The sequence below is a fragment of the Paraburkholderia sp. GAS82 genome (assembly GCF_050436285.1).
GTDB classification, from domain to species: domain Bacteria; phylum Pseudomonadota; class Gammaproteobacteria; order Burkholderiales; family Burkholderiaceae; genus Paraburkholderia; species Paraburkholderia phenazinium_B.
On record NZ_JBNDLX010000024.1, the window covers coordinates 1 to 2,885 of the forward strand.

A 2,885-nucleotide genomic window follows, 5' to 3' on the forward strand; every position below is an offset into this window, starting at 1 on the left:
CTTCGACAAATCGCCCCATCTGCGCCTCTCATTCCAGCAGGTTGATTCAGTCTAGGCGATCATTAGAGTTTTTACACAGCCTCGGCCAGTTTCGGCCATTCGACAACATCGTCCGGATCGCTGCCAATCTAATCTCGGCTAGGCGTGTCCTTACCTCAATCGGTCACCACAACAAACCATGAGCGAAAACATCGTCTGGGTCGTCGATGTCGATGCCACTGCCGACGAGGCACCTGCGCTCGCAAAAGAAGCGCTCGCATGGCTCGTCGGGGAATCTATCGTGCAAGCAGCGCCGTCAACTGACCCCCGGTTGCTGCGCTCCGATGTGTATCGCCCCGGGACGAGTGCTGCCGTATGGTCCAAGCAGGTGTCTGACTATCTGCTACTTTGCGGCGTCGAGATCACGGCGGTCCGTACCGTGTTTCACGCTGGCCCAGGTCCCGACGGAATTCAATGCCCGCATTGCGGTGCCGATCACGCTCCCGACAACGTGCCCTGGAGCGACGCGGTCGGCGCGTGGTTTGACAATGAGCCAGATGACATGCTTGCCTGTCCAGCATGTCGAAGTTCGGCGCGAATCATTGATTGGAGATTTCTCGAGCTCGATTGGGGGTTCGGCAATCTCGGAATCGGCTTCAACAACTGGGCCATTGAACCACGTCTCGCTACAGAGCTTGCCAGAGTGTTGGGGCACCGCACCAAGATCGTCCACGAACATCGGTGATGCATTCGGCATGACTACCGGTTTCGCCTGGGGCCAACGCGGCATGACATTGGTAATCGAAAATAAATCAGGCACTGTCCTCCTTGAGCACCGGCGGGAACGTCGAGAGAATCGGCATCTGTGTGCGGAGTTCTAGCGCTATGGGATCAATGTATGATCTTCCCACCTCAACAATGGATCGCCGGAGTACGCCCGTGCTGATTCTCGGCTCATGATCGAACGCACCGCCTTGATTGATGCCACTATTGACCGCATCGACACCGATCTTGTGTGTGCACAAGCCGGCCGTGCCCCAACGCTCTATCGCTTGACGATGCAGGACATCTGCTACTTTATCGATGCTAACGATGTAGCGAGCGACTCTTTCAAGCTCGTTACTCAACTGTCGAGCGGTGTGAGCGTGAGGGTTTGCGTCATCGAAGAGCGTGGGCGCCGGAAGGTCGCATGGCTCACGGGGGCTGCTATCGCGATCGCTCCACGCGACGTTTTCGGTGAGATGCGATTGAGCACGAAGGTTCTGGCGGTCGCATTGTGCATGCTTGCACTGACCGCTTACGCGGCCGCGAAGGTCGACAGTTTTGTGGTCATCGGCCTGGCCAGCTCGGCGGCGACCCTCAGCCTTGTGGCCTGCATCCTGTTCGGTGCCGTTCTGATCAAGTCACTCGATGCGCGTCGACGTGAAGCTCAACGTAGCTGGCGAAGCCGATGATGAAGCGCGCTCTGCGAGTCGTGTCTGGAAGCGTTCTGTCGGTCAGCCAGAAATCGATCATTACTGACGGGTTTTCTACGAACGGCGCACCTGTGAAATTCGACAGCGAAGGGATCGCCCTGCGGCTCGATCTTGTCCAGATGCCGCTCACGGTCAATACCACAAGGGCATCTGACATTTTTATCGCCGCGGGCGACAAGCTAGACGTCGCCTGCTTTGAAGAACCGGATCGTCTCCAGATTTATGGCATCCGCAACAACACCGACGGCTCTGTCTATTTGGCCCGCACCGCGCAGGTTGCGAGCGCCCGGTGGGAGGTCGCGAGCGTCCCGTTACTTCTTGGGGCCAGCTTGATCATGGCGGCAATTGGCCATTTTTTTGGACTAGACCGTGACTTTCTTCTGAAGGGAGTCCTCCTTTTCGGTGTGTTACCGCCGGCCGTCATCTGCACTATCGGTGCGGTCGCACGTCTCTTCGGACACGCAGCGATGCCGGAAATCAGAGGGCATGCGCAACCGGGAGGTCGTCACGAGATGATTGCGGCGCGGCAAGCGCTCGCGATCACACAAGAAGAGCGACGTTACGTTCGCTTCATTTAATCTATGCATCGCCGTCGAGACATTGCTGCGTCGTTTGGGACGACATGGAGGAGCGTCATGTGCACGAGAGTCTCTTTGCGGCCGGACTCGCCGATCGGCCGATGAGCGACCGCTTTCGAAAAACCGAGCGGCCGAGTTGGGTCGCGCGCTGTCGATCGCCGGCCCGTGAGTTTCGGGCGGCGTATGCCGATTGCATTCGACAGGCATCGGCCAGGGAGAGTCATCCAGCTTCGTTGCCTAAATCGTGAACAATTTTCGCAATCATAGGACGCGTGTAGGTCTCAATCGGATCGACTCCCGGTCGACTAACTTCACCCGCGTCAAAGGCTAAATAGATTTCGTAAAACAAGGCGGGGAAGTCTTCCCCCTTCGCGGTCCAGTCGTCATACACGAAACCGATAATCGCGTTTACCACAGCGTCGCAAAACCAGAAGGGGAGTCGCCCCTCGTGAAATCCGACCGCGATTTGCCGAGCCATCGCGTTATACGCGTCCCGCCTCGTCGATCCGACAATCTGGGTCCAGAGTTCAATGTCGGGGGCTGAAAGCAACCATCCTGTGGGCCTCTGATCGTAGCGAGACTGCAATTCCCGTATAAATGCTGTTTGCGGATCATTTGGAACCGGGCTCATGCTGGTGATTTTTTGCTATGGCGAGCGACCAAGTATAAGCGACAACACACGGCCATCTTGAACGGCCGGTTGCGGTAATCTTGTAGGTCCCCTGTGGGTCGGCTCCGGCCGACCGCGTCGGGCGGCAGTCGGCCGAGGCCGTGTAAAAACGCGTGAGCCGGCAGTCTGTCGAGCGACTGGTGAGGCTGCGCCTTCGCAGCTTCGTGCTTTCTACGACTGAAC

Annotated in this window: 4 protein-coding genes; 3 read left to right on the top strand and 1 reads right to left on the bottom strand. The window is 57.7% G+C overall.

Annotated features, from left to right (window positions below; genetic code table 11):
- Positions 1–178: 178 nt before the first annotated feature.
- The 3 genes from P3T17_RS37440 (at position 179) to P3T17_RS37450 (ending at position 2,032) form a co-directional block, all read left to right on the top strand.
- Complete coding sequence (locus P3T17_RS37440; RefSeq protein WP_429411958.1) at positions 179–724, top strand: serine/threonine protein kinase; 546 nt, start codon at positions 179–181, stop codon at positions 722–724.
- A gap of 211 nt (positions 725–935) precedes the next feature.
- Positions 936–1,433 carry a hypothetical protein gene (locus tag P3T17_RS37445; protein ID WP_429411960.1) on the top strand — a complete coding sequence of 166 codons (498 nt, stop codon included), beginning with the start codon at positions 936–938 and terminating at the stop codon, positions 1,431–1,433.
- Complete coding sequence (locus P3T17_RS37450) at positions 1,430–2,032, top strand: hypothetical protein (protein ID WP_429411962.1); 603 nt, start codon at positions 1,430–1,432, stop codon at positions 2,030–2,032. The genes P3T17_RS37445 and P3T17_RS37450 overlap by 4 nt, the downstream gene beginning before the upstream one ends.
- Before the next feature lie 220 nt (positions 2,033–2,252).
- Here the strand turns inward: P3T17_RS37450 and P3T17_RS37455 are convergent, their stop codons facing one another.
- Positions 2,253–2,663, bottom strand: coding sequence for a hypothetical protein (locus P3T17_RS37455; RefSeq protein ID WP_429411964.1), 411 nt, complete (start codon positions 2,661–2,663; stop codon positions 2,253–2,255).
- Positions 2,664–2,885 lie beyond the last annotated feature (222 nt).